We start from the raw sequence: 19,379 nt of genomic DNA, 5'->3' as shown, positions 1-19,379 counted from the left end.
AGCCCTCGCTGGATGCTGTCGCTGAAGAACAGCATGATCATCGGCGTATCCGCGACCATCCTGTCGATGGTGCTGGGCACGCTGGCATCCCTCGGCCTCGCGCAGTGGAAGAGCAAATTCAAGCCACTGGTGCTGGCCATTGTGCTGTCGCCGGTGGTGGTCCCCGGCGTCATCACCGCCGTTGGCCTGTACTTCTTCTTCGCTCCGCTGGGGCTTACCGGCAGCTATTCCGGCCTTATCCTGGCGCACACGGCACTATGCACGCCCTTCGTGGTGATTACCGTCAGCGCGACGCTGCAAAGCTTCGACATGAACCTGTCGCGGGCGGCGGCCTCGCTTGGCGCCACTCCAATGGTCGGCTTCCGGCGGGTGATCCTGCCGTTGATCCTGCCGGGTCTGGCGTCGGGCGCGCTGTTCGCCTTCGCCACCAGTTTTGACGAGGTGGTGATCGTGCTGTTCATGGCCGGACCGGAACAGCGCACCCTGCCGCGCGAGATGTTCGCCGGCATCCGCGAGAACATCAGCCCGACCATCACCGCGGTGGCGGTGGTGCTGACGATCATCTCGGTGATCCTGCTGGCGAGCATGGAACTGCTGCGCCGCCGCAACGAACGGCTGAAGGGCAATCCGCACGGCTGATCGGTTCGGGGCGGGCTCCGGCCCCCCTTGCGGTTCAAGATTTCGCATTACCCCAGCCGCCACTTCGCGGAGTGCCCCGCCGATGCCCGTTCCGCCCCTGTCCATCCGCATCAAGATCAGCGCCGCGGTGCTGTGCCTGATCCTTTTCGTCGGCGCCTTCGGCGTCTTCACGGTCGACCGGATGGAGGCCCTGAACAACACATCGGAGACGATCCGCGGACGTCTGCTGGCCAGCGCACACACCGCTGGCCGGCTTCTCGAAGCAGCGCAGAACGACCGCATCCTTGAAGCCGCCTACGCCTTGACCACCAACGAAATGCAGGTGTCGCTGGTCGAGCGCCAGCGCCCGGCCGTGCTCGAGGCGCTGGCCAATCTTCGCAAGGAGGCCGGGCCTTTGTTCTCGTCGGGTGAAATGGTCAAGCGCCTCGCCGACTTCGACGAAGCCTGGGACCAGTATCGGCAGGTGAGCGACCGCGTGCGCGACATGGCCAGGCAAGGCAACGTCGTGGCCGCCACCAGCCTGTTCAAACGGCCGAGCGCTGTGGCCTTCACCCGCGTGCAGGAGACTCTGAACGCCTTGATCGAAAGCGCCGGGAAGGAGGCCGACGCCGTGGCCGACCTCGGCGAGATGGTGTTCCGGCAGGCGCGCCTGCTGGTGCTCGCGGCACTGGCGTTGTGCGCGCTGGTCGCCGTCGCCGCCGGGGTCTATCTGGTGAACAGCATCTCCCGCCCGATCCTGAATGTCGCCGACACGCTGGAGCGGCTCGCCGGCCATGATCTCAGCGTCAGCTTCGACGAGCGCGCCGCCGCCCGCCACGACGAGATCGGCCGCATCATCGGCGCCGCCCGCGTGTTCCGCGAGAGCATGCAAGAGACCGGGCGCCTTCAGACCGAACAGGAGCGGCTGAAGACCGAGGCGGCGGAGGCCCGTCGCCGCGACCTCGCCCGCGTCGCCCGTTCTTTCGAGGAGCAGGTGATGGCTCTGGTGGAAACGGTGGCTACCTCCACCGCCGGCATGGCCAGCGCCGCGACCACCATGACCAGCAGCGCGTCGGAAACCGCCGAGCATGCCGACGCGGTGTCGGCCGCTGCCCAACGCGCGTCCGCCAACGCCGACAGCGTGGCCAGCGCCACCGTGGAGTTGTCCGCCTCCTTTGGCGAGATCAACCGTCTGGTCGCCGATTCCGCCAGCATCGCCCAACAGGCGAGCGACGACGCCAGGCGCAGTACCGACGTGATGACCGGGCTCGCCAATGCCGCGCAGGAAATCGGCAAGGTGGTCGAACTGATTTCGGGCATCGCCAGCCAGACCAACCTGCTGGCGCTGAACGCCACCATCGAGGCGGCGCGGGCTGGCGGAGCCGGCAAGGGCTTCGCCGTTGTCGCCAACGAGGTGAAGAACCTCGCCTCCCAGACCGGCAAGGCGACGGAGGAGATTCAGACGCGCATCGCCGAGATCCAGTCGTCCTCCAGCACCGCCGTCAGCGCCATCACCGAGGTGACCCGGACCATCGAGCGCATCAACCAGATCGCCGGCCAGATTTCGGCCGGGGTCAGCCAGCAGAGCACGGCTGTGGACGAGATCGCATCCAACATCAACGACGTAGCGGCCAACACCCGCGACGTGTCGTCGAACATCGACGCGGTCAACCACGCCGCTCTGATGGCGCGTGACGCCTCGGTCAGCATGGTCCGGACCACCGGTTCGGTGACGGAAGACACCACGCGGATGCGTCAGGCCGTGTCCGGCTTTCTCGACACCCTGCATGCGGCCTGACGAACGGCAAGCGCACGCAACTCGATACCCGGATGTTCGATTCCAGGCTCTGACGGTGCGGAATGTGCGTGAATCTGGCGGCCTCATCCGTCCAGTCTCCGCAGACTGCGTCGTAAGCGGTGAGGCCGCGCAAGCTATTCATCGCTCCTCCCGGCGATGATCCCTTCGTCGACCTGCCCGCCGTGGCAGCCTGATAAGCCCGGCCAGACCACACGAAGACCACGAGCGCCTGTCCGCTCCTACACCACCGCTGGGGACAGGTTCAGGCCCTGCGGATGGTGTCGAGGAAGGTGGCCACTTCGTGCCGCATATCTTCCGACTGTCTTGCCAGCCGATCGGAAACCTCGAGAACGGACCCGGACGCGTTGCCGGTATCCTCGACATCTTCCGCAACCTCGCGGATTACGTTATTAACTTCCATGGCGCCTTGGGCAGCCATCTGGACGCTGCGCGAGATCTCGTTGGTCGCTGCCTGCTGTTGGTTCACCGCTGCCGAAATGCCGGTCGAGATCGAATTCAGATTCTCGATCGTCTTGACGATTCTGGCGATGGACGATACCGACTGTTCGACCTGCTGCTGAATTCTGCCGATCTGCTCGGCAATTTCATCGGTCGCTGACGCCGACTGCTTTGCCAGGGTCTTCACTTCGCTGGCGACCACCGCGAATCCCTTGCCGGCCTCACCAGCCCGCGCGGCTTCGATGGTGGCGTTCAAGGCCAGCAGATTGGTCTGGGCAGCCAAGCCGTTGATGATGCCTATAACCTCGCCGATCCGCGCGGAGGCCACGTTCAGTTTGGAGACCTCTTCCTGGACCTGCTGGGCTTCTCGGACAGCGCTATCGGATGCATCGGCCGAGACCAGCACCTGCTTGGTGATTTCCCGGATGGACGCGGTCAATTGTTCGGCAGATGCGGCCACCATCTGCACATTCTCCGACGCCAGTTCGGAGGCGGTTGCCACCGTCTTGGTCCGTTCCCCCGTTCCGTCGACGGTTTCCTTCATGCTTCGCGCGATCTGCTGCATGTCGCTGGCCTGGGTGGAAACCGCGTTGACGATGCCGAGAACCGATGCCTCGAAAGCCCCGGCGATCCGTTCCATTTCCGCCGCCCGCTCGCGTACCGCTTTGGCATCACGGTCCAACCGATCGGACTCCAACCGCATCTTCTCTTCGGCGTTCGCTTTGAAAACCCGGAGGGCTGCCGCCATCGAACCGAGCTCGTCGGCCGAGGCCGGGGGAATATCGGCCGCGATATCGCCTTCGGACAACCGTCCGGTTGTTTCGCTGAGGATCGTGAGACGTCGAAGAATGCTGCGCTGGACGTAGAAGTAGCCAATCAGGATGGCAATGATGATCGCGCCGACCGACAGCCCGATCATGACGAGACGGGCCAGTGCCGCCGTGTCCGCCATTCTCGTCTGGGCGCTCTGGATGATCTGATTTTGTTCGGCCGCGGTCCGCGCGACAACGTCGTTCAGCCGGATTTCGGCCTTACCAATGCTTTCCCCCAGCGCGGTAAGCTCGGCGCGTGTCTTGACGACGCTGTGCGTCAGTGCGAGCAATCCGCCCGGTTCCGCCTCCGTGGCCTTGCGCAGGGCGGCGAACCGCTCCTCCACCTGCGTCTTACGGCTGGGGTCCGGGATGGTTGAAGTGGCCCCTGTTTCCCGGACAGTTTGGCGGCTAGAATAAGCTTGGTTCCGGTTCGTGTTATGCCGCCATTCTGATTCGGTCCGGAGAGCACTCGTAGACCTCTGCCGGGGTTCTGCCGCCGAGCGCCGGTGCGGGCGTTCGGCGTTGTAATAATCGATCCAGCGGCCGCGCCCGTCCATCGACACCCGAATGCCGGCCGCGGTCAAGAGGCCGGTGAAGCGCGGGCTGGTGAACTGGCTGCCCTGATCCGGTGTTGAAGATGCCCGGCCGGCCGTAGCGTGCCATAGCCTCCTCCACGACCTCGATGCAGAACTCGACGTCCATGGTGTTCGACAGCCGCCAGCTCAGGACCTTGCGTGTCGCCCAGTCCATCACCGCCACCAAGTACAGAAAGCCGCGGCGCATGGGAATGTACGTGATGTCAGCGCACCAGACCTGGTTGGGTCGGTCGATGGTCATGTCACGCAGCAAGTACGGCCAGATCTTGTGCTCGGGATGCGGCACGGTCGTCTTCGGGCGCTGGTAAACCGCCTGCAACCCCATCCGCGCCATCAGGCGGCGAACCCGCTTGCGGTTGACCTCATGGCCATGACGGCGCAGATGCCGGGTCATCTGCCGGCTGCCGTACCAGGGCGTTTCCACGAACTGCTCGTCGATCAGCCGCATCAACTCCAGGTTCGCGGCAGGCTCGCTTGTGGCCGGTCCGTAGTGGCTGGACAGGCTGATCGAAACCAGCTCGCACTGTCGGGTGATCGACAGACCCGGATGATCCGCCTCGGCCAGCTCCCGCCTCCGACCGATGCTCATCGACCGGAGGCCTTGCGCAAAAAATCCCGCTCCACGACCAACTGGCCGATCATCGCGTGCAGCTTCTCCACCTCGCCCTGATGGCTGGTTTCAGCGGCTTCCACCTTGCCGGAGAACACCCCGACCATCCCATCCATCGCCTGCTTCTTCCAGGCGTTGATCAGTGTCTGGTGTACGCCGTGCTTCGCGACAAGCCGCGACACCGGCAGCTCGCCCCGGATCGCCTCCAGCGCCACCTTCGCCTTGAACTCTGCCGAATATCGCTTCCGTTTCCCCGTCATCGGGTCCGTCCTTCTCCCTGGGCGAACCAAGCTTAGCCGACTGTCCGGGAAACGGGGACCGCCTCACCCAGGGCTGGTACCGGTGCTGACCGTGCCACGGGTCAGCGCCGGAACAGGACATCATGAATGGTCAGGCGTAGCGGACCTCCTCGCTTTCGATGGCGAGCGGATCCCGGCCGCGCTTGGACAGCCAGGAATAGACCGGCGGCACCCGGTCGGCGATGGATTCGACATGGATGTCGATCAGGCAGGGGCCGCTGCCGTAGGCGAAGGCGTCCGCCAGCGCCTTGTCCAATTCCGCCGATGTCCGGGCCGTCCACGCCTTCACGCCGAAGGCTTCCGCGATGGCCTGACCTTGCGGCGGCATGAAATCCACGCTGAAGCACTGGTTGTGACCGCGCAGCCGGTGCAGCCCCTTGATCCAGCCGAAGGTGCCATTGTTGAACAGCAGGAGGATGGCCGGCACCTGCAGCCTGACCAGCGTTTCCAGCTCGCCCACCGCCATGCCGAAGGAACCGTCGCCGAACATGCCGATGGGACGGCGCTCCTTGTCGGCGAACCAGGCACCGACCGTGGCCGGCAGCGCGGAGCCGAGGCCGCCGAAGGCGCGCGGAATCGCGAAGCGGGTGCGCCGGTCCTTCAATTTCAGGAAACGGGTCATGTAAGGGGTCGGCGTTCCGGCATCGGAATAGATGTGGGCCGGTTTGCCATAGGCCTCCAGCGCCTCGTTGAAGCAGCGCACCACCCGCTCCGGCCGCAAGGGAAGGGAGTCCGAATTCAGCAGCGGTTCGGCGTTGCGCCAGAACTCCGCGCGCAGCCCGTTCAGTTCATCGACCCAGGGCTGGGTCTTGCCGTGATCGCGGTCGGCCGGGGCGAGGTCGATCAGCTGTGCAAGCGTCAGCTTGGCATCGCCCGGCACCGACAGGACATTCTCGTAATTGTTCGCCATGATCTCCGGATCGATGTCGATCTGGGCGACGCGCTTGTTCAGCGTGATCTTCGGGAAGGTCCAGCCGATGGTCACCACCGATCCCATCTTCGAGCCGACGAACAGCACGAAGTCGGCATGCTCCAGCGCCCAGTTGGCATGAGGATGGAAGCCGTTGTCGCCGATCACCCCGACCGCCAGACGATGATCGTCCGGCATGGTGCCCTGGCCGGTCATGGTGGTGCAGACCGGAATGTTCAGCCGCTCGGCCAGCGCCGTCACTTCCGGACCGGCACAGGACCGGTTCACCCCGCCACCCGAGACGATCAGCGGCCGCTCGCTGGCCGACAGCAGCACCATCAGCCGGTGCAGCGTGTCCGGAGTCGGCAGGGTCGGATAGGCCGGGAAGCTGGCGCACTCCTCTTCGACATGCAGGGACACGCGGGCCGGATCGACCTCGGCGCGCAGCATGTCCTCCGGGATTTGCAGGTGGACGGCGCCCGGCTTGCCGGAACAGGCGACACGGAAGGCGCGCCGGAGGATTTCCGGCAGCTTCTCGGCCGACTTCACCTGCACCGACATCTTGGTGACCGGCTCGAACAGGCGGGCGCAGTCAAGTTCGGTCAGGACGCCGCGCCCCTCCCCCGGCAGGGGAATGTCGATGGTCAGCAGGATCACCGGCACGGACGAGGCGTTGGATTCCGCGACGGGCGGCAGGGAATACATGGCGCCGGCACCCGACGGGCATTCGAACACCGCCGGCTTGCTGGTGAAGCGCCCATAGGCATCGGCCATGTATCCGGCGGACCGTTCGTCCCGCGCCATGACATGGCGGATCCGCCCTTCGCGCTCCTGCAGCGCCTCATAGAACGGCACGTTGGTGTCGCCCGGAACGCCGAACACGACGTCGACTCCATAGGCGATCAGCATCTCCACCAGGATATCCGCGCCACGCATCGTGATCTTCTCCTTGGAAGCGAAATGTCATCTTGGGGGGGCGGGACCTAGGCCCGGCCGAAAACGAAACGGCTGGCGGCAAACGGAGCCACATCGCGAAGCGGACTGGCGCCGGCAACCAGATCGGCGACGATGCGCCCTGTGATCGGTCCGCTGGCGAAGCCGACATGGCCATGGCCGAAGGCATGGATGATGTCGGAGGAACGCGACGCCGGACCGATCACCGGCAGGCCGTCCGGCGTCGAGGGGCGATGTCCCATCCAGCGGTCGCGCACCGCCTCCGATCCGCCCGGCAATCCCGGGTAGGTCTTCCTGGCATGGTCGATCAGGATGTCGGCCCGCTTCCAGTTGGGCGGGGCGTCGATGGACGCCAGTTCGACCTGCCCCGACAGACGCAATCCATCGGCGGTCGGCGTGTTCGCCATCCGGCCGTCACTGGGCATTACCGGATGAAGAGGGCCGGCCGACCCGTCCTCCACGACGGCATGATAGCCGCGTTCGGCCTCCAGCGGGACAGGGTCGCCGGCCGCAAAGGCCAGCGCCTTGGATCGGATGCCCGACGCGATCACCGCCCGATCGCAGGGAATGGGGCCGCCATCGGTCTCCACCGCCGCCAGCCGGCTGCCGTCGAAGGCGAAACCGGTGGCACGGGCAGGCACCAGCCGGGCGCCCAACGCCACCGCATGCGCGACGATCGCCGAAACATACCGGCCCGGATCGCGGCAATGCGCGCCCTCCTCCACCAGCACGCCGAAGCGGTAGACGTCGGACAAGCCGGGTTCGCGGGCTTCCAACCCTGCACGGTCGAGTTCGCGCCATGTCAGGCCGGTCATGCGGCGCAGCCGCCATGCCAACGCTTCCGCCTCGAACGCCGGCCGGTCGGGATAGGCGTAAAGCAGCCCGTCCTGCCGGATCAGTTCGCCGCACCCCACCTCGCTGGAAAGCGCCTGATGCCGGCCGGGGCTGTCGGCCAGGATCGAAGCCAGCGCCGCGGCCGTCCGTTCGACCCGGCCGACGGTGGCGCCCGCCATCATGAAGCGGAACAGCCAGGGAGCCAGTCGCGGCAGATGACCCCAGCGGATGACCAGCGGCCCCTGCGGATCGAACAGATATCCGGGCACCTGCCGCCACAGGCCGGGCATCGACATCGGCACCACCGAGGCCGGACTGATCCAGCAACCGTGACCATAGCTGGCCGATTGCCGCCCGCCGGGGGTGGCCGGTTCGAGGATCGTCACCCGATGACCATCACGGACGAGTTCCAGCGCGCAACTGGCGCCGACGATTCCCGCCCCCGAGACAACTACGTGCATTGCCGCCCTTTCGCGCCTCCTCCGAGGCAGGTCTTGAGACAGTTCGATGGTGCGCGCGACCGGCCGCCGGACATTGCCACCGGGCATGGCCGCCGGGCATGGGACGCCCGTCGCCGCCGCCCGTGAACGGGCCGGAGCCGGATGGTCGCGATGAAAGAAAAGCGGGCCGCTCAGCCCGACGGGAGGGGAACCGCCGTCAGGACGGTCCCAGCCCGTTGTGGAAATGGCTGAGGAACGCCCGGGTCGCCGGCTGGGACGGGGTCTCGATCACCTGCCGGGCGGGGCCTTCCTCGACGACGCAGCCGTCGCGCATGAACACCACGCGGTCGGCGACATCGCGGGCGAAGGCCATCTCGTGCGTCACCAGCAGCATGGTCATGCCCTCCGCGGCGAGCGAGCGGATGACGGCCAGCACCTCGCCCACCAGCTCAGGGTCGAGCGCGGAGGTCGCCTCGTCGAACAGCATCACCTCCGGCTTCATCGCCAAGGCGCGGGCGATGGCGACCCGCTGCCGTTGCCCGCCCGACAGCGTGTCGGGACGGGCCGTGGCCTTGTCGGCCAGCCCGACCTTGGCGAGCAGTTCATGGGCGAGGGTCCGCGCGTCGGCCTTGGGCATGCGCAGGACCTTCACCGGGCCTGCCATCACATTCTCCTCAACGCTCATGTGCGGAAAGAGGTTGAAGGTCTGGAAGACCATCCCGGTCCTGGCGCGGAAGGCCGACAGTTCGCGGTCGCCCGGCAGCCGGTGCCCACGGGTGAAATCCAGGGCCTGTTCGCCGACCCGGATGAAGCCCTGATCCGGCACCGTCAGCAGGTTGACGCTGCGCAACAGGGTGGATTTCCCCGACCCGCTCGGCCCGATCAGCGCCACGACGCTGCCCCTGGCGACGTTGAGCGTGATGTCCTTCAGCACCTCGACCTTGCCGAAGGATTTGCGAACCCCCACCAGCTCGATCATCTTCTGGACGGACATGTCTTTTCACTCCCGCAGCAGTTGGTTTGCCGTCAGTGGCTCATCCGCGCTTCCAGCCGGTGGGCGAAGCGCGTCAGCGGGAACAGGATGATGAAATAGATGACGGCGATCATGGTGTAGGTCTCCAACGGCCGGTAGCTTGCCGACGTGATCAACTGCCCCTGATAGAGCAGGTCCGGCACCGCCAGAACCGACAACAGCGAGGTGTTCTTCAGCTGGAGCACCGTCTGGTTGACCAGTGGCGGCACCATGCGCCGGAAGGCCTGAGGCAGGATCACATCGCCCATCAGCTGGTGCCGGCGCATGCCCAGCGCCCGGCCGGCATCCCATTGCCCCATGTCGACGGAGATGATGCCGCCCCGGATGATCTCGCCGAAGAACGAGGCGCCGTAGAGCGTCAGCGTGATGAAGGCGGCGACGGACGGGCTCAGTTCGATGCCGGTCAGGATCGGCAGCGCATAATAGACCCAGACCAGCTGCACCAGAACGGGGGTGCAACGGAAGATCTCGATGACGCCGGTCACCACCGCCGTGGCGACGCGCATGTTCGACAGCCGGGCCAGGGCGATCATGCATCCCACCACCAGTCCGGACACCGCCGTGCCGATGGTGAAGGCGAGTGTATAAAGGACGCCGACCCCGATCAAACCCTTGTATTGCAGCAGGAAACCGAAATCCCATTGATACTGCATCTATCGATCCCGTGTGTTTAGGTCCGGCCGGACTTCCGCCGTTCCGAGGTCAGCCCGCCGGGATCCCGGCATGCAGCCAGCGGCCGAGCGTCAGGACGTCGAAGACCGGAAGCCCGAAGCGGGCGGCAATCGCGGCAGAGAAAGGCGGCAGGTTGGTGCATTCCAGCAGGATGGCGCCGATGGCCGGCTCCCGCCGCACCAGCTCCTCCACCGCCGCCATCAGTTCCGCCTCCAGGCGTGGCCGGTCGTAAGGCTCGTTCTTCTCGATCAGCCGATGGAAGGCCCCGCCCCGCGGCAGGCCGGCGACGGGCGGCAGGCCCGACGTCTCCGTCAAGCCGGCCTCGTGGAAATGGGCGGGCGTCAGCGAGCCGGCGTCATAGGTGACGACACCGATCGTCCGGCCGGCCGGAAGCATGGCGGCGATCTGCGGCAGTTGCAGCAGGCTCGATGTGGCCAGCGGCCGCGACAGCCGGGCTGCGAGCGGGCGCTGGCGCAGCACCAGAAAGCCGCAGGAGGTCAGAAGCGCTGCCGCTCCCTGGCGGATCAGCTCTTCGCCCGCCGCGACGAAGGCATCCATCAGCCCGCCCTCGCGGCCATCGACCACGTCGCGCGGCAATGCGCCGGAGACCGTCCGATAGAGAACGGGAAAGGGCCAGCTGCCGGCATTGCCGACATCGCCGACCGGCCGCTCGAAAGCGGTGTCGAGCATGATGATGCCAAGCGGTCGGGCCATTCCCGATCTCCTTCCCAATCGCCTCGCCGAATGCCGCCCATAGGCCGGCCGGAAGGCCGCAGCCGCCGTCAGAACTGGAGTTCGGGCGGAATGTCTTCCTTGCGCACCCCGACCAGCTCCAGGCTGGAGGTGATCCAGTCGGTGACCACGCCGGAGGAGCGGTTGTATTCCAGCCAATTGTCCACGAAGGTGCGGAACCGCGGGCTGTCCTCGGCCCGCACGCCGGCGCAGGTCGGCTGGCGGATGGCCGGGCCGGGAATGATGATCTTCCCGACATTCGGGTTCTTCTTGACCGTCACCAGCGACAGCATGGCGACCTGGATGACCAGATCGGCGCGGCCGGTCTGGACGGCCAGCGTGGCCTCGTCCGGGGTCTTCAGGGCGACCAGCGTCGCCTTTGGCAGAACGCGGCGGGCGAACAGGTCATGGGTGGACCCGATGTCCACCGCGACGCGGATGTCCGGCTTGTTCAGCTCCTCCCACGTCTTCGGTTCCAACCCCTTCTTGGTGATGATGGTGAAGGTGTTCTGCATGATCGGCCGCGTGAACTCCACCACCAGCGCCCGCGACGGCGTGGGGCTCAGCCCGAACATGATGTCGATCTTGTTGGCCTGCAGGTCGAGGACGGCGTTGCCCCAGGTGGTCTCGCTGATCTCCAGCTCCGCCTCCAGCGACTTGGCCAGATCGCGCGCCATGCTCATGCAGAAGCCGGACCATTCGCCGGTGGCGATGTCCTTGTGGTAATAGGGTTCGGTCCCGACAATGCCGGCGACGCGCAGCTTCTTTGTGCTGCGAACCCGATCGAAGGTCGATCCGGCGGCCGGCTGCTGGGCCAGGGCCGGCGTGGAAAGCGCCAGTGCGCCCGCACCCACCGTGGCCGTTCCGGCGGCGGCAATCCCGACAAGTCCGGCGAACTCCCGTCTGCTGACCATCTCGATCCCCTGTCCGTTCAATATTGCCGGAATCCATTCAACCTGAGGCGGTAGCCGGGCAGCGGACTGTCTCTCTCCGCGGTCCTGGCCATCTCCCATCGGTCGGGACGTTCCGTTGATGAGACTATTTGATGACGCAGAACGCACGCTGGAAAAAACATTGAAAAATAGGTCTATCATGATTTTTATTCATGCTCTGGCAGGCGGGCGACCATGCGGCGATATCTTCCCTCCCTTTCGGCACTGCACGCCTTCGAAGCGGCGGCGCGGTTCATGAACTTCACCAAGGCGGCCGAGGATCTTGGCCTGACCCAAAGCGGAATCAGCCGGCAGATACGGAATCTTGAGGATTTTCTTGGCGTTACCCTTTTCCACCGATCCGGTCCCCGTTTGGTTCTGACGGAAGTCGGCGCCACCTATTACCGCGATCTGGCACTGGCGCTCGACAAGCTCCAGGAAATCTCCATCGACGCCGTGCGCGGGCGCAGCATAGAGTCCTCGTTGATGATTGGAACCCATCATACGCTTGCCTCGCGCTGGCTCCCGGCGCGGCTGGGCTCCTTCATCGCTGCCCACCCCGACATCCCGATCGAGGTCTCGCCGGCCCTGCCGACGACGGATTTCGACACGACGCGGTTCGACATCACCATCCTGCGCGGTGCCGGCACCTGGCTGCACACCCGATCCATCGAGCTGTTCGAGGAAAAGCTGGCGGTCGTCGCCTCACCCACCCTGATCGCGGCGGGTGAAAGGCTGGATCCGCTGGATTTCGCCAAATTCCCAATGCTCCAGAACGCCGGCCGTCCCAGCCTGTGGCTGCACTGGCTGCGCATGGCCGGGCTGGACTACAGCGGACGGATCCAGGGCAACCGCTTCGCCCACAATGACATGCTGATCAACGCAGCCGTCCACGGCATCGGCATTGCCGTAATCCCGGTTTGCTACATCGAGCGGGAAATGGCGCGGGGCGAGTTGCACATGCCCTTTGGCGAGCCCATCCGCTCCGGCGACTCCTTCTATGCGGTTTATCCAGAACGCAAGGCCCACCAACCCAACGTCATTCTGTTCCGCGATTGGCTCATCCGTCAAACCCGCCGTTATGAACAGAGCGCCACGGCGGATGATTGAGCTGCCCACGGTCCAGCTCATCTGGTCCCGAGGCGCGAAATCTGAACGCGGTTCAATCGGCAAAGTCCGAACAGCTCTCAGCCCCGCAGACCGACGCCGTCAGCGCGATCGTGAGAACTGAGCTGATGTGGTGGACGGCCCTTCCACCTTCTTGAAACGGTGGCAAGCTGAGGTCGTCGAAGAAACCAGCTCAGCCGGGAACAGCAGGTAGAACATCTCCTCGACGGAAAGCGACCATAAGACGCCCGGCGGATAGTTGACCCACCCGTGCTGCGCGATCAGCACCTTCATCCAGGACGTCAGGCCGGCAAGGTTGACCATCCACAGGGACAGCGGGGACGACACGGCCCCTCGGTTCTGGAATATCGGAATCTCCGCAGCCGCCAGCAGGTTCACATGAGCAGCAGCAGGGCCACGCACGGAATGATGCGACCGGCCCGCAGTGCAAGAAAGCTGGACAGCCTTATCTGATCCAATCCGCCCCAGCGCCTGATGGCATTGGAGGTGATCAGGAACCCCGAGATGACAAAGAAGATGGTGACGCCGTAGTTGCCGTTGCGAGCCACGGCGCGGACCGCGGGCCAGCCGACCGCCGCCGCCAGGATCGTGTCTTTCAACGGATAGGCGATGTTGAAGTGGTGGAATAGGACAAGCAGGATCGACACTCCGCGCAGAAGGTCGATCCGGTGGTTTCGCACCCCGACGCTCATGACGGAGTCACAGTTCGCAGGAGCCGACGGTGAACGCCGGACATTCGCGCAAAAGCGCATCGCGGGCGATGCGAGCGGCCATCAACCATTTGCCGTGCATGGGAACTCCGAACAATGAAGGGGGGGTTCACAGGCCGAGCCGGCCTGTGGCGAGAATTTCCAGCGGTGTCTTCGCTTTGGCGCGTGTTCAGCCCGTCGCCGGTCAGGCCGGTTTCGGGTGTCCGTTGAGCAGCACGATTGTCAGGTCACGCCCCTCGGAGCGGACGCGCATGATGAGGCAGCGGCCGGCGGCATCCGAAAAGCCGGTCTTCGACAGCAGGATGTCCCACCCCTGCTGGCCGACGAGCGGATTCGTGTTGCGGTAGTCGAGCGGCGCTCCGTCGACGATGACCCTGTCCGCCACCTGGGTCGTGTCCCGTGTGATTTCTGCATAACCCGCTGCTGCAGCAACAATCCGTCCCATTTCGGATGCAGTGGACCTGTTGTCCGGCGACAGCCCGGTCGGATCGGCAAGGGTCGTGTTCCGGAGGCCGAGGGTCGATATCTTGTCCTGCATGGAACGCCCGAATGCTTGGGCTCCTCCCGGATAGCTTCGTGCAAGTGCGTGTGCGGCGCGATTGTCGGAAGCCATCAGCGCCAGACGCAGCAGGGTTTGGAACGGCATCTGTGCCCCGACAGGCAATTGAGACGTGCCGCCCCGCGTCGCGTCGGCGTCCTGCCGTTCGATCTGGATAGGCATCTCAAAATCCGGCTTGGCATCCAGGACGACCATCGCCATCATCAGCTTGGTCAGGGACGCGATCGGCACCACGCTGTCCTCGCCCCGATGCATCAGCCGGTCGCCGGATGTCTCGTCGACCACCAGCAGATTGGCCGGTCCGATCCTGTCGATGAAGGCCTCGATGCCCGCAAGCATCGGCCCGTCACCACCGGCAGGGGAACCAGCCGTCGTCGTGATGGCGGGGGCGAGCACTGCAGACCAGAACAACCACGCTCCCAGGGCGCCCGGCAGGATTCCTGCCGCAGCGATGGGGACGACCATGCTCCGGCCCGACGGGCGAGGAGGGGGGCTTACCAGACGGCGGATTCGGTCCACCAAGTCTCCACCACGCGCCGGTTGCGCGATCCAGTCCGAAGCCGGCACCTGCTGCAAGCGGCTGAGCCGGTCGAGTGCGTTCGCCAGCCTCCGGGGCGAGCCGATGAGCCGGCCGGCGATGTCGTCCGCGATCCTTTCACGCTCCACCCGGATGCGCCGCGACAGCCACCAGACGATCGGATGGAAGAAGAGCAGAACCTCGATCACGGTCTGCAGCAGGTTGACGAGATAGTCGAAGCGCCGGATATGGGCCAACTCATGCGCCAGTACAGCCTCCAGCAGATCGGGCGGCATTCTGGCGAGCAGTCCGGCAGGCACCAGCACGACCGGACGCCACCAGCCGGCGGTTACCGGACTCAAGATGGTGTGGGTAATCCGGAAACCGACGGATCGGGGGAGTTCCAGACGCGTCATCAACTGAGACAGACGCGCGTCCCACTGCGGGTCCGACCAGCTTTGACTGGATTTCACGGCATGCCGGACCCAGAACAGACCAACGACGAGCCGTGCCGCCATGACGGCCACTCCGGCCAGCCAAGCTTCCGCCAGCCAGGGCAGCCAGTCAGGGTCCATGGGCACCGGCCATGAGGGGCCTGCGTCGATCGATCGGACATCCAGGGTCCCGATCCGGCCGCCCACCGCTGCCACGGACATCCAGCCCCGGCAGAGCTGGACCGCCGGCAAGAGGGCGCAGAGGACCAGCGTGCCGCAGAGAACCGCGTAGCGGCTTCGCGGATCGGCGTGGCGCAGTGCCCTCAAAAGGAACGCCGCAACGGCACCGATCATCGCCCCCTTCCAGAGGAAATCGAGCAGCACCCCTCCCAGGAGGTTGGCCACCTCGAGCTCTTGCCCGGTCACAGCTCATCCTCGCGCAGGAGATTCTCGATTTCCTTCCGCTCCTCCCGGCTGACATGGCCATGCAGCGCTGCCAGGATCAGTGCCTTGCCCGAACCGGCAAAAGCCTTGTGGATGAGTTCCCGCAGCAGGGTGCCCTGCGTCGCTTTCTGGCTTTCCGCCGGCGCATAGACATGGGAACGCTCGCTCTCGTCACGGGTCAGCAGCCCCTTGGAATGCATGACCTGCATGATCCGCAGAACGTTGGCATAGGGAATGTCGGGCCGGGTGACCTGCATCGTCTGATGGACCCGCTTGACGCTGGACGGACCAATTCGCCAAAGGACTTGAAGGACGTCGAGCTCGGCGCTTGTCGGCTTGGACGATGGGTCGGGCTTGCTCATGACGGCCTGTCGGAACAGAGGGATGCGTATAGCCTGCCAAATCTAGACAAGTTTTCTGGATGGGGCCGTCTAAATCAGTCAAAGGCGGATCGGGACGAGCATGCCCCCGATCCGGTCCGGCGCTGCCGCTTCCCCGCCATGATTGCGGCAATTGCTCGTTATACCTCTCCAACCACGATCCTGGCGACATCGGACAGGATTTTTTCCTGAATCCCGATCGATCCCGGCGCCTCCCCCAGATAGGCCGTCACGATGATGGGGCCGCCATGCGGGGGCCAGATCACGCCGATATCGTTGGTCGATATCCCTTCCCAGGTGCCGGGCTTGTTGGCAATCCGCCACCCCGCCGGCAAGCCGAGCCGCAGGCGCTGCGCGGCGGCATCTTTGGCCTCGACCATCCAGGTCGTCAGCCTTATACGGGACGCGTGGGATAGAGCGTTCCCCAGAAGCAGGCGTCGCAATGTCTCCGCCATGGCTCCAGGCGTCGTGGTGTCGCGAAGGTCCCCGGGTTTGACGATGTTCAAATCCAGCTCTATGCGGTCCAGGCGGGTCACCGGATCGCCCAATGACCGCAGATACGTCGTGAGCGCAGCCGGTCCACCGAAACTGGCCAAGAGCAGATTGGCGGCGGTGCTGTCGCTGACCGTGACGGCCGCCTCGCAAAGCTCCGCTATCGTCATGCCCTCGGGGCCGACATGAGGTTTGGTCGCCTTGGAGGGAGGCACCAAATCGCGTTCGGTGAAAACGACACGACGGTCGAGCCGCTCCTCGCCCCGATCGACCCGTGCCAGAACGAAGGCCGCCACCAATGCTTTGACCGTGCTGCACATCGCGAAGCGCTCGTCGATGCGGTGGCCGACCAGTCGGCCGGTCGCGACATTCAGCACGGCGACACCCAGGCGTCCACCGCTCCGGATCTCGAGTTCCTTGAGCCGTGCTTCGATGCTTCGGCGGCCATCATCGGCCTGAGCGCCCGACCCGAACAGTCCTGGAATCGCTATTCCTGAGGCCATCAGGAAAAAACGACGGGTGATTGCGGCAGGCATTCTGTTTCAACTTCCTCTTTTTCGATGATTCGCCTTCGAGAGCTTGACCGGCATGGTCCGGCGCGCCTGCGGAGAATCACCGGCACGCCTTTGTGCAACAAGGGAACGGATCCCCTGACAATCGAGATCTCTGTCAGCTTGAACGGTAGGTCGGCCTGCTGGTGACAGCAGGCCGGAAGGTCGAGTTGCATGTATCGTGACATATGTAGACAACCATGTCTAGATACTTTTGTCTACATACGGGTGTGGCTGTTCGCGGATGCGAGACGCGGAGCCACTGGACGGCTTGCCATATCAGTCCGGTGACAGGGCGGAGTGGCAGGCTGGAGATAAAGGTCGTCTGCCTTTGGGGCTGCTGGGCTCCCGTCTGCCGATCCTCGACGCACCTGCTTATGACCTCGACCGTTTCGCATTCGATACCGCGGCGAGGGATCATCTTTGAACTGGGGTGGGAGTGAAGCGGTTGCGCCTTATCTAGCGGTGCAGAACGTCCGCATCCTGCCTACTGGCGGCATCCGGGAAATCCATCGGAGCCGCGCGATCGCACCACCGAGCTGGCCTACCGCGACCGCGGCTGCGCCTACACACTGGAGGGCGACGCTGACGACGGCACCCGGACACCGGTTCGGTACGGCCGGATGAACGCCACCTACCGAGTTGCCGGCATCCACGACCATCTGCCGCTGGGCGTGGGCGTGCGCGGCAACGGGACAGCCCGGACATGGCGGACCTTCAGCCGCAACGGAATGTCGGCGCCATGTCAAACGGGCAGGAAAAAAGGCCGACATGCCGTTGGCGGATCAACGCGAAGCGGCCGCCGGACCCAAATGCCGAACCAGCGCGTTTTATACGAAGTTTCACATCGGACACCGCGAAGCGGATCATCGTCCTGACCTCGATCATCTCCCTTTTCCAAAAAAGCCGACCATCCGGCATTCCGTGCCGGCATCACGCAAACACCAGGAGTCGCCCTTGACGGCGGGGGCGGCCCCCCCTACCGTGGGGATGGTTATGGTTCCCCGCAACGCCAAGCTGCGGGGCTAAGAGGGAAGCCGGTGCGCCGCCCCCATCAGGGATCGGTGGCAAGTCCGGCGCTGCCCCCGCAACTGTGAGCGGCGAGCCGCATCGTCCAAATCCGTGTCACTGGCGCTTGGCTCCCCTCGGGAGACTGGCCGCGCCGGGAAGGCCGGACGGCGTGGCAATGACCCGCAAGCCAGGAGACCTGCCCTAACCAGACGAAAATCCTCGGGCGGGGTGCCCCGGTGATCGCTTGCCGATGCACGGTCCCGACCGTCCCGCTTTCCGCAAGCCATCCATCCGGCATGCCGCCCCCGAGGATCGGGGAACGACGCGCGCGGCTGCCCCCGCGGCGGCCATCCCGACTCATTTCTGGGCAGGTTCGGAAAAGGGAAAGCGGCATGCATATCGAACCCGGCGTCGTCGACGGCGCCAAGATCCTCCTCAGCTACGCAACGGCGGCGGGCGCCTTCGCCCTGGCCGGAAAAATGGCGCTCGATGCCATCCGCAACAATGGCGGGGCCGTTTCGCTGGCGCTGCGCAGCCTGATCACCACAGCTCTCGTCTTCTGCTTCTTCGAGGTTCTGCCGCATCATCCGGTCGGCGTGTCGGAGGTCCACCTCATCCTCGGCTCGACCCTGCTGCTGCTGTTCGGATCCGGTGCCGCGGCCATCGGCCTCGCTGCCGGCCTGCTGATCCAGGGCGTGTTCTTCGCTCCCTTCGACCTGCCGCAATATGGCATGAACGTCACCACCCTGCTGGTGCCGCTGTGGGGCATCGGCCTGCTGGCGAAGCGCATCGTTCCGGCGGCCACCCCCTATGTCGAGCTGAAATACTCGCAGGCCCTCGCGCTCTCCACCGCCTATCAGGGCGGCATCGTCGCCTGGGTCGCCTTCTGGGCCATCTACGGCCACGGCTTCACGGCGGAAAACCTCGCGGAGGTCGCCAGCTTCGGCGCCGCCTACATGAGCGTCATCATCATCGAACCGCTGGCGGACCTCGCAGTCCTGGCCGCCGCCAAGGCACTGCACCGCTACAGCCAGGGACCGCTGTTCAACCAGCGCCTTCATCAGGGCGCCTGACCGGCCTCATCCCATCGGGCCGCCGCAGCGTCGCGCGGCCGCCCGATGGGAAGCCTTCCGGCCTGGGTCATCGTTCCGGATCACGTCATGACGGTGGTTCACCGTCCACCGATCGATGGCGTTCCGACAAGACTTCAGATGCTCGGCAAACCGGATCCGGTACTTCCGGTCGGCATGGAAATGTGGGCAAGAGAGATCCCCATTTCCTGATTGCGCGTGCAAGCGGTGGCATCATCGATCGCCTGCGCGCGGCTCGACCGCGCGTCCGGCCCATGCGGCGAATTGCCGCCCTGAAAGCCCCGCTCCATCACTGGATGGTGTTCCAGGTTGCCCGGATTCGGTTTCCGTGCAATGGGCCTAGGTCCCGCCCCCCCAAGAGAC

18 protein-coding genes, 1 pseudogene and 1 riboswitch are annotated in these 19,379 nt (G+C 65.2%); of the genes and pseudogenes, 4 read left to right on the top strand and 15 right to left on the bottom strand.

From position 1 onward, the window contains the following. Together I71_RS08355 and I71_RS08350 are read left to right on the top strand one after the other, a co-directional pair. The coding region (locus tag I71_RS08355) for an ABC transporter permease (RefSeq protein WP_042693764.1) at positions 1 to 639 on the top strand (639 nt) is incomplete at its 5' end. Between the two features lie 82 nt (positions 640 to 721). Beyond that, on the top strand, positions 722 to 2,416 hold the full coding sequence (locus tag I71_RS08350) for a methyl-accepting chemotaxis protein (RefSeq protein ID WP_042693753.1): 1,695 nt from the start codon (positions 722 to 724) through the stop codon (positions 2,414 to 2,416). A gap of 262 nt (positions 2,417 to 2,678) precedes the next feature. On the opposite strand, the gene I71_RS08345 is transcribed toward I71_RS08350, so the two are convergent. From I71_RS08345 to I71_RS08305, 8 genes and pseudogenes are all read right to left on the bottom strand, one after another. Then, positions 2,679 to 4,031, bottom strand: a complete 1,353-nt coding sequence (locus tag I71_RS08345; RefSeq protein WP_049975992.1) for a methyl-accepting chemotaxis protein — start codon at positions 4,029 to 4,031, stop codon at positions 2,679 to 2,681. Positions 4,032 to 4,122: 91 nt separating this feature from the next. Further along, positions 4,123 to 5,153: pseudogene (locus I71_RS08340) on the bottom strand (IS3 family transposase). A gap of 130 nt (positions 5,154 to 5,283) precedes the next feature. After that, entirely contained in the window at positions 5,284 to 7,038 is a 1,755-nt protein-coding gene (locus I71_RS08330) for a thiamine pyrophosphate-binding protein (protein ID WP_042693749.1), read from the bottom strand. Between the two features lie 47 nt (positions 7,039 to 7,085). Continuing rightward, positions 7,086 to 8,351 carry an FAD-binding oxidoreductase gene (locus I71_RS08325; protein WP_042693747.1) on the bottom strand — a complete coding sequence of 422 codons (1,266 nt, stop codon included), beginning with the start codon at positions 8,349 to 8,351 and terminating at the stop codon, positions 7,086 to 7,088. A 196-nt stretch (positions 8,352 to 8,547) separates the two neighbouring features. After that, a complete protein-coding gene (locus I71_RS08320; protein ID WP_042693745.1) occupies positions 8,548 to 9,324 on the bottom strand; it encodes an amino acid ABC transporter ATP-binding protein in 777 nt (258 codons plus the stop codon). 32 nt (positions 9,325 to 9,356) lie between these two features. Next, positions 9,357 to 10,016 carry an amino acid ABC transporter permease gene (locus I71_RS08315; protein ID WP_042693743.1) on the bottom strand — a complete coding sequence of 220 codons (660 nt, stop codon included), beginning with the start codon at positions 10,014 to 10,016 and terminating at the stop codon, positions 9,357 to 9,359. A gap of 49 nt (positions 10,017 to 10,065) precedes the next feature. Beyond that, a complete protein-coding gene (locus I71_RS08310) occupies positions 10,066 to 10,749 on the bottom strand; it encodes an aspartate/glutamate racemase family protein (RefSeq protein WP_042693741.1) in 684 nt (227 codons plus the stop codon). 68 nt (positions 10,750 to 10,817) lie between these two features. After that, positions 10,818 to 11,681, bottom strand: a complete 864-nt coding sequence (locus I71_RS08305; RefSeq protein WP_042693760.1) for a transporter substrate-binding domain-containing protein — start codon at positions 11,679 to 11,681, stop codon at positions 10,818 to 10,820. 213 nt (positions 11,682 to 11,894) lie between these two features. Between I71_RS08305 and I71_RS08300 the strand changes: the two genes are divergently transcribed. Continuing rightward, positions 11,895 to 12,809, top strand: coding sequence for a LysR substrate-binding domain-containing protein (locus tag I71_RS08300; RefSeq protein WP_042693739.1), 915 nt, complete (start codon positions 11,895 to 11,897; stop codon positions 12,807 to 12,809). 99 nt (positions 12,810 to 12,908) lie between these two features. Here the strand turns inward: I71_RS08300 and I71_RS38730 are convergent, their stop codons facing one another. From I71_RS38730 to I71_RS38190, 6 genes are all read right to left on the bottom strand, one after another. Further along, positions 12,909 to 13,205: a hypothetical protein gene (locus tag I71_RS38730; protein ID WP_049975991.1), complete on the bottom strand. Its 297-nt coding sequence runs from the start codon at positions 13,203 to 13,205 to the stop codon at positions 12,909 to 12,911. Continuing rightward, on the bottom strand, positions 13,202 to 13,519 hold the full coding sequence (locus I71_RS38725) for an acyltransferase (RefSeq protein ID WP_049975990.1): 318 nt from the start codon (positions 13,517 to 13,519) through the stop codon (positions 13,202 to 13,204). Before I71_RS38725 ends, I71_RS38730 begins: the two co-directional genes overlap by 4 nt. A 202-nt stretch (positions 13,520 to 13,721) precedes the next feature. Next, entirely contained in the window at positions 13,722 to 15,452 is a 1,731-nt protein-coding gene (locus tag I71_RS34865) for a M56 family metallopeptidase (RefSeq protein ID WP_159107360.1), read from the bottom strand. 17 nt (positions 15,453 to 15,469) lie between these two features. Further along, positions 15,470 to 15,853 carry a BlaI/MecI/CopY family transcriptional regulator gene (locus I71_RS08280; RefSeq protein ID WP_042693737.1) on the bottom strand — a complete coding sequence of 128 codons (384 nt, stop codon included), beginning with the start codon at positions 15,851 to 15,853 and terminating at the stop codon, positions 15,470 to 15,472. Between the two features lie 158 nt (positions 15,854 to 16,011). After that, positions 16,012 to 16,899, bottom strand: a complete 888-nt coding sequence (bla, locus tag I71_RS08275; protein ID WP_042693734.1) for a class A beta-lactamase — start codon at positions 16,897 to 16,899, stop codon at positions 16,012 to 16,014. A 732-nt stretch (positions 16,900 to 17,631) separates the two neighbouring features. Then, positions 17,632 to 17,802: a hypothetical protein gene (locus tag I71_RS38190; protein WP_159107359.1), complete on the bottom strand. Its 171-nt coding sequence runs from the start codon at positions 17,800 to 17,802 to the stop codon at positions 17,632 to 17,634. Between the two features lie 92 nt (positions 17,803 to 17,894). Beyond that, positions 17,895 to 18,144: riboswitch (cobalamin riboswitch) on the top strand. Between the two features lie 173 nt (positions 18,145 to 18,317). Between I71_RS38190 and I71_RS08270 the strand changes: the two genes are divergently transcribed. After that, positions 18,318 to 18,998 carry an energy-coupling factor ABC transporter permease gene (locus I71_RS08270; RefSeq protein WP_012973429.1) on the top strand — a complete coding sequence of 227 codons (681 nt, stop codon included), beginning with the start codon at positions 18,318 to 18,320 and terminating at the stop codon, positions 18,996 to 18,998. A 134-nt stretch (positions 18,999 to 19,132) separates the two neighbouring features. Here I71_RS08270 and I71_RS39125 read toward each other — a convergent pair. Beyond that, positions 19,133 to 19,379, bottom strand: a 247-nt coding sequence (locus tag I71_RS39125; protein ID WP_211098365.1) for a hypothetical protein, incomplete at its 5' end; no start/stop codon positions are given.

It is taken from the genome of Azospirillum sp. B506 (genome assembly GCF_000333595.1).
Lineage (GTDB): Bacteria > Pseudomonadota > Alphaproteobacteria > Azospirillales > Azospirillaceae > Azospirillum.
Note: the sequence above shows the minus strand (reverse complement) of the source record. Positions and strands in the feature narration are given on the sequence as shown.

What these genes read in the sequence shown, in the direction of transcription:
- bla (WP_042693734.1), bottom strand. Translation starts at nt 16,899, where the DNA reads ATGCCTGCCGCAATCACCCGTCGTTTTTTCCTGATGGCCTCAGGAATA.
- I71_RS08315 (WP_042693743.1), bottom strand. Translation starts at nt 10,016, where the DNA reads ATGCAGTATCAATGGGATTTCGGTTTCCTGCTGCAATACAAGGGTTTG.
- I71_RS38725 (WP_049975990.1), bottom strand. Translation starts at nt 13,519, where the DNA reads ATGAGCGTCGGGGTGCGAAACCACCGGATCGACCTTCTGCGCGGAGTG.
- I71_RS08280 (WP_042693737.1), bottom strand. Translation starts at nt 15,853, where the DNA reads ATGAGCAAGCCCGACCCATCGTCCAAGCCGACAAGCGCCGAGCTCGAC.
- I71_RS38190 (WP_159107359.1), bottom strand. Translation starts at nt 17,802, where the DNA reads ATGATCGAGGTCAGGACGATGATCCGCTTCGCGGTGTCCGATGTGAAA.
- I71_RS08300 (WP_042693739.1), top strand. Translation starts at nt 11,895, where the DNA reads ATGCGGCGATATCTTCCCTCCCTTTCGGCACTGCACGCCTTCGAAGCG.
- I71_RS08310 (WP_042693741.1), bottom strand. Translation starts at nt 10,749, where the DNA reads ATGGCCCGACCGCTTGGCATCATCATGCTCGACACCGCTTTCGAGCGG.
- I71_RS08305 (WP_042693760.1), bottom strand. Translation starts at nt 11,681, where the DNA reads ATGGTCAGCAGACGGGAGTTCGCCGGACTTGTCGGGATTGCCGCCGCC.
- I71_RS08320 (WP_042693745.1), bottom strand. Translation starts at nt 9,324, where the DNA reads ATGTCCGTCCAGAAGATGATCGAGCTGGTGGGGGTTCGCAAATCCTTC.
- I71_RS08350 (WP_042693753.1), top strand. Translation starts at nt 722, where the DNA reads ATGCCCGTTCCGCCCCTGTCCATCCGCATCAAGATCAGCGCCGCGGTG.
- I71_RS08330 (WP_042693749.1), bottom strand. Translation starts at nt 7,038, where the DNA reads ATGCGTGGCGCGGATATCCTGGTGGAGATGCTGATCGCCTATGGAGTC.
- I71_RS08270 (WP_012973429.1), top strand. Translation starts at nt 18,318, where the DNA reads ATGCATATCGAACCCGGCGTCGTCGACGGCGCCAAGATCCTCCTCAGC.
- I71_RS08325 (WP_042693747.1), bottom strand. Translation starts at nt 8,351, where the DNA reads ATGCACGTAGTTGTCTCGGGGGCGGGAATCGTCGGCGCCAGTTGCGCG.